We start from the raw sequence: 6,142 nt of genomic DNA, 5'->3' as shown, positions 1-6,142 counted from the left end.
GAAAAAAGGATCGGTTTGCGAGCCGATCTGTTTTCTTATTGCCAATAACCGATATTCTTTATCACAAACTGCCTGAATGTATGGGCCTTTCTCCCCATAACCTGCTCAAACACAGGGGTTACCTTTTTGGCTGTTCCTAAACGTGTCATCATATACAGCATACTCATAACGGTACAGTATTCTTTTTCTAAGCCACGTACCGTAATCCAATATTTTTTTGCAAAAGACGGTTTTGGATTGGTATAAATGATTTCTCTGCCCAGTTCCTTTGATAAGATTTCTGCAACTTTCCAATAATCAATGGCTTCTGAACCTGTAATGGAATAGCCTTTATTTTGATGAAGCTCTGGTTCACTTAAAATCTTTGCTGTCATTTCCCCAATATCTTCAGCGTCTATAAAGCTGGTTAATGCTCTCTTTACCGGAACTACAATCCTGTTAAAATTTTTAATTTCAAAAGCATGAACTCCGCTAATGTTCTGCATAAAAAAGCTGGGGCGGATGTGACAATACGGCAAATCCGCCTGTTCAATATACTTTTCAATTTTATAGTGTGGTGGAACTGGATTATTCTCAATACCAATCAAAGATAAAAAGCAAACCAGTTTTATTCCGCCTTTGGATTTTAATGCGTCAATGAATGGTTTTAAGTCCTCTGGTTTTCCTAAATGTGGCGGGCGCATAATAAACACCCTGTCTACATCTTCTAAAACATCGCCAAATGTAGATGGGTCAGTAAAATCAAAGTGAGTAATCTTTGCTTTATCGTCAAACGTTTTAGCAAGTCTTTCTAGATGCGTTCCCGCAACTGTTATTCTCTGATCATTTTTAAGTGCATATTGTGCTACATATTTTCCAACGTTTCCAGAAGCACCAGTCACTAAAATTCTACCCATTGTTCTTTTCCTCCAATAAAATATTGTTCGCAGTTTCCAGCAGTACCAGGAAATCACTGAACTTTTTTTCGCCCATTCTTGTTTCTAAAACAGACATTATTTTAAAATATTCCTCGTACGTGTCTTCTACAAGCTGAATAGCCTTATCAGTGGGAATGAGCAGAAAACTACGTTTGTCAGTTTCTGACTGTTTTTTTACAATGTATCCATTTGCTGAAAGAGAGGTCACCATATTGGTAGCCATAGATTTTGTAAAACGGAAGAAACGAGCTACTCCATTTGGTGTTTTTTCTTCTTCCGTTTTCACAAGATAAATCAGCATTCCCATTTCACTGGAACGGATGGGCAATTCCCGCCTGGTATTGACATTCATTCTGCAAAATAAAGAAATTTGCTCAGAAGCTCTTATTAAGTTATCCATAATCATACTCCTATCCATAAGATACACTCGGTGTACTATTATGCTATTTTAGTACACCTGGTGTACTTTGTCAATGGAGATTGGTTTGCATTGGCGCGTAAATTTACTGTAGGATTGTAAAGGGTAGAGTCACCCTGATTTGTGTTAAGTCTATATTAGATTTGCTTTTCTATGCCGATTATAACATTTCCTTTTTTTCTTTTCAAGTCCTGTTACTTTTGGGCATGCTGCCGCAAAGGTCCTGTATCTGTTAATGCCAGGGGGCTTTGATCGGTTCTATCTGCACCCCATTGACATCGACAGCACCTTTACTGTTTTTTTCTCCAGGCAATCCTTACCTGCTCCTCCCGTTCTGTTTTCCGATGTCTTCTACAGGTCCCAGATATGATGCTGAAAATATATCTTCTGCCTCGTCTGTAAACGGATGCTGTGGCTTATACTTTCCACATATTTTCCCAGCGCTGATCGCCTTGCCCTTTCTGATTTTTGGATCTCTTCACAGCTCAGCACCTCATTCTCTGCTCCCACTGCTACCTGCAGCTTTTCTTTCTGGCTCCTAACCAGTTCCAGCATATCTCCTCCATTCCAGTAATACGCTCGTAAATGTGACATTTTGTCAACTCCCAGACGGCTCCATCCCATCGGTCTTGAGCTCATTCTGCTTGATAATACATGGCTTACATGCCCCTCTGCACTACAGCCTCTGACCCCTTCCTCTCGCCCAAGTCTTACCTGCGCTGCCGAAAAGTTGGATAAAATATACGCTGCACTTTCCTTTATCCGCCTTTGCTCATTTTCGGTTCTCGCATAGCCGGTTATTCGCTTTACAACCCTCTTAAAATCTGCCTTTGTTCCGTCCTTTATGGCACTGCACAGCTCTTTCCTTGCATCCTCTGCGCTGTCCATCATATGTCCGGTCAGTTTTAGCAGGTATTTCTTCAGATGGAACTCATCCAGCACATAGGTTATTTGGGCACTCAGCTCTTTGCCGCCCTGGATCCAGCCGCCTCCGTCTGCATTCAGATAGATTTTCTTTACCTTCTCCAGATCATAGGTCTGCTCCAGATATTCATACACCTCCTGCCACAGCTTCTGATTCTCTTTTCCGTCATATACGCCACTGAAATAATGCGCATTGATCAGACGCCTGCGCCTGCTTTTTGGCGCTTCCTTTTCAATCCCCTCATACACGTATACCAGCTTTGAAAGCACACAGTTATTCTTCCAGTGGCTCGCTCCCATCTCCAGATCACCCTTTTTCTCTTTAAACTGGAGAGATACATGATCTTCGTCCGCATCTATGTACAGGTATTCTACTTCTTTTTTCTTTTCCGGCGGCTTCGTCTGGCTGGGAAACGCGAGCTTATGCAGTTTATTCTTTACGGTTTGTTTACTCACTTCATCCGTCAGACTCGTCTCTTCCCCGGCTCTTTGATAGGAGGTCTGAACCGCTTCAGTCAGCAGACGGGCACAGGCATCCTCTGTTAGATGCTCATGACTCGGTATCCCCAGTATGCGGTCCAGCAGATAGGCGTACTCGCCACTGGTCTTATGTTTAAACAGCGTTTTTTCGAAGGATACACTTCCAAGTGACGTTGTCAGTTTCTTGGTATCTGTTTTTACGATGCTCCAGCTTTGCTTTCTTTTGGCGCTGTCCCGCAGCATTTGGTTGCAGTCTTCCAGCGTTTCTTTGATAATTTCCAGGCCCAGATGAATGACCACATCACGGATCCCATAGACGAAAGACGTCATGTCTTTTGGGTCTTTCATAAATCCCTCAACTACTTTTTCTAAATTTTTGATGCCAAACTCCTCAAAATGTTGTATACTTTTAATCATAGAGAACACCTTCCTTTGTTCTATATTTGGCTTGAGCACCTAATATATTTTAACACAAAGTTGGTGTTCTCTTCTTTTTCTTATATCCTACAAAAATTTTACGCTAGCGGTTTGCATTTCCTTATATAGTGTATGCTGGTTTTTGCTGTCTCCATTTTTAAGATCAATATAGTCAGCGTTGATAGATCGAAACGGATTGCCAACGGGGACTATTTGGGGTATGATGGATAAAGAGTTAATATATATTCTCAATTGACAGGGAGGTAACAGCTATGTACAAATTATGGGAAGAATTAGAGAAACTGAAAAACTACCGCTGGATCGAATTATCACATCCCCTGAATAACAACAGTCCTTATTGGAGCGGCATACCGGAAGGTGCGGTAGAACTTTCAAAAACGGTCTATGACTGGGGAAATGAATTGGAGTGCCTGATTCAGACCTTCAAGTTTCCGGGGCAGTTTGGTACGCATATTGATTTCCCGGGGCATTTTATCAAAGGGGAAGCGTTATCGGAAGCATATTCCGTTAAAGATATGGTATTTCCATTAGTAGTCATTGATATTTCGGATAAGGTAAAACAAGATGTGCACTATGCGGTAACGGTAGAGGATCTAAAAGAATATGAAGAAAAATACGGTGAAATTCCGGACGGCGCTTTTGTTGCACTGTATACAGGATGGAGTGCCCGTTGGCCCGATATGGAAGCCATATCCAATTTCGATGAAAATGGCGGTGAACATTTTCCAGGATGGTCTATGGAGGCGCTTCAGTACATATACGAGATAAGAAATGCTGCCGCAAACGGTCATGAGACGCTGGATACCGATGCCTCCCAGCTGGCAGAACAAGCAGGGGATCTGGCATGTGAGCGTTATCTTCTGAAACAGGGAAAGCTTCAGGTAGAGGTAATGTGCAATCTGGACAAAGTCCCTCCAGCCTGAGCCGTAGTCATTGCAGCGTTTCTTCCTATAGAGGGAGCAACGGGACTTCCTGTGCGGATGTGGGCGATTGCAGAATAATATTAAAAAGTTAGATTGGTATTTTTTAAATACTCTTAAGTGTGCAGGTATGGATCACTGGTGAAATAGAAAAAAATCGGTTATACTCTTAGGATAGGTGTATAACCGATTTTTATATAAAGGGGGATAATTTTATGTATTACTTAAATAGAAATAATCCTATTATTTTATTTCAGGAATCACGAAACAGTGAGATCTATGTAGATAAAAGCATGTTGATTGAAAAGTATCCACTAAGATAAAAACAGGAAATAAATATATCTGTATTACCAGGCCAAGGCGTTTTGGAAAAACGGTGAATGCAAATATGCTGGGTGCATATTATACATGTGGTTTTGACAGCCATACTCTGTTTGAAGGTTTAGCAATTTCAAAATCGGATCTTTATACGAAACATCTGAATCAGCATAATGTAATTTTTGTGGATCTTAGTCGAATGCCAGACCCTTGCAGTACCTACGAGTCATATATTTCTTATGTAAAACAAAGGCTGGCGGCAGATATAGAGAAAGCATATGGATTAAAAAAAGAAGAAGGAGTTCCGGTTAGTGATCTGTTTACCGCATCATGAGAATCTTGTCTTATCATGATGGCTATCTGTGCATTCCCAATCATGAATTAATGGAAAAATACCAGGATGTTCTGACAAGAAAGAGCATGGGAGAAGTGAAGAAGATTGTAGAACGCTCAAAAGAAATGCTGGAAGCAACTCTGGCATGTGATGAAGATAAAGTATCAGCCATGTTATCTATGTTTGGCATAGGTTATATTCGATTGACTTCTCAAAAAATCCTATATATTATACCCATTTCTGCAAGCCGTGCATATATATAAAAAGAACGCTTTAAGGCGTGTTTGTAAATATCTTTCAAACACGATCTGGTAAGGTAGAGATTAAATATGCATCACTTTATTACACAATCTTTGGAACTACATCTGTTTTTTGCAAGAATTATGAAAGAACATTCCCTGTTTCTTGAAGCGGGATTTATGAGAAAGGATGCGGCCTGTATCAGGACGGCATCATGCTACAGAGTACAATTTGAAAATTTATTGGCAGAAACTGCAAGAATCAGCGATGGGATTATCAGCTGTGAAGCCTTGGAGTCATGTGAAATTGTAACACCTTACACGTTGCTTGCAGAAAAGAAGACGCAGCATCTTACAGGAATTCCGATCAATAGCAACATTACCCTGATTGAGCATCAGCTTAGATGTAACTGTGAGGTTTGTAATGTGCAAGAGTTAGAAAAACGAACGAGAGCTTTAAACCGAAGAGCTTTCGAGCTGGTGAGCGGATTAATAGATTTTAAAGAGAACATTTTAAAGGATGTAAATACATGCCGGCTTTTTACCGCCAATTATCCGCTTCTCATTCAGCATATTATCCGGGAAGCAAAGCTATATCAATCATTTTTAAAGGAATTAGAGTGTGAAGGAACCATATGTCAAGAGAATAGAAGAGAGATGGAATTATTCTGGAACCAGATTATGATGGAACATGCCTTGTTTATCCGGGGATTACTGGATCCTTCAGAGGCGGAACTGATCGAAACTGCGAATAATTTTGCCAAAGAGTATGCCTGTCTTCTGGAAGAAGCAAATGCCAAGAATTGCATGACAATGGATGCGCTTACCCAGAGAACACTGGAGGAAACCTGCAGATACCGTGATTTTAAAGAAGCGGGTACAAAAGGAATTTCGGATTGTGAGATCTCATCCATTATACTTCCGCTCCTTGCAGACCATGTTCTGAGGGAAGCGAACCATTACCTGAGATTATTGCAGGAACAGGATTAGATGAAATGAAAATAAGAAGTATTTAGCGGTAGTTATGATCCGCCCATATACTTCTTATTTTTATGCAGTAATTTGCAAATATTTGAGGAGCGTCTATCTATAGCACGGAAATTATCTTCGATTTTATTTCTCAATCTGTTGATATGTACATTAACGGCATTTTC

7 protein-coding genes are annotated in these 6,142 nt (G+C 40.5%); 4 read left to right on the top strand and 3 right to left on the bottom strand.

Translation table 11 applies throughout. The annotated features are described in order from the left end of the window. Positions 1–35: 35 nt before the first annotated feature. From ACH2DQ_RS00215 to ACH2DQ_RS00205, 3 genes are all read right to left on the bottom strand, one after another. On the bottom strand, positions 36–896 hold the full coding sequence (locus ACH2DQ_RS00215) for an NmrA family NAD(P)-binding protein (RefSeq protein ID WP_394914644.1): 861 nt from the start codon (positions 894–896) through the stop codon (positions 36–38). Continuing rightward, the gene (locus ACH2DQ_RS00210) at positions 889–1,317 is read right to left on the bottom strand and encodes a MarR family winged helix-turn-helix transcriptional regulator (protein WP_394914645.1); all 429 of its coding nucleotides are present in this window, start codon (positions 1,315–1,317) and stop codon (positions 889–891) included. Before ACH2DQ_RS00210 ends, ACH2DQ_RS00215 begins: the two co-directional genes overlap by 8 nt. Positions 1,318–1,686: 369 nt before the next feature. Further along, a complete protein-coding gene (locus ACH2DQ_RS00205; protein ID WP_394914646.1) occupies positions 1,687–3,156 on the bottom strand; it encodes an ISLre2 family transposase in 1,470 nt (489 codons plus the stop codon). Positions 3,157–3,428: 272 nt separating this feature from the next. Between ACH2DQ_RS00205 and ACH2DQ_RS00200 the strand changes: the two genes are divergently transcribed. The 4 genes from ACH2DQ_RS00200 to ACH2DQ_RS00185 all read left to right on the top strand — a co-directional run bounded on the left by ACH2DQ_RS00200 (position 3,429) and on the right by ACH2DQ_RS00185 (position 5,978). Further along, complete coding sequence (locus ACH2DQ_RS00200) at positions 3,429–4,100, top strand: cyclase family protein (protein WP_395024996.1); 672 nt, start codon at positions 3,429–3,431, stop codon at positions 4,098–4,100. Positions 4,101–4,416: 316 nt separating this feature from the next. Further along, positions 4,417–4,749 carry an AAA family ATPase gene (locus tag ACH2DQ_RS00195; RefSeq protein WP_394914693.1) on the top strand — a complete coding sequence of 111 codons (333 nt, stop codon included), beginning with the start codon at positions 4,417–4,419 and terminating at the stop codon, positions 4,747–4,749. Between the two features lie 5 nt (positions 4,750–4,754). Next, positions 4,755–5,012 carry a hypothetical protein gene (locus tag ACH2DQ_RS00190; protein WP_394914648.1) on the top strand — a complete coding sequence of 86 codons (258 nt, stop codon included), beginning with the start codon at positions 4,755–4,757 and terminating at the stop codon, positions 5,010–5,012. A gap of 66 nt (positions 5,013–5,078) precedes the next feature. Then, positions 5,079–5,978: a DUF2935 domain-containing protein gene (locus ACH2DQ_RS00185; RefSeq protein WP_394914649.1), complete on the top strand. Its 900-nt coding sequence runs from the start codon at positions 5,079–5,081 to the stop codon at positions 5,976–5,978. The last annotated feature ends 164 nt before the right edge of the window (positions 5,979–6,142 follow it).

Source organism: Robinsoniella sp. (assembly GCF_034124845.1).
This window is presented reverse-complemented; position numbering and strand designations above follow the sequence as displayed.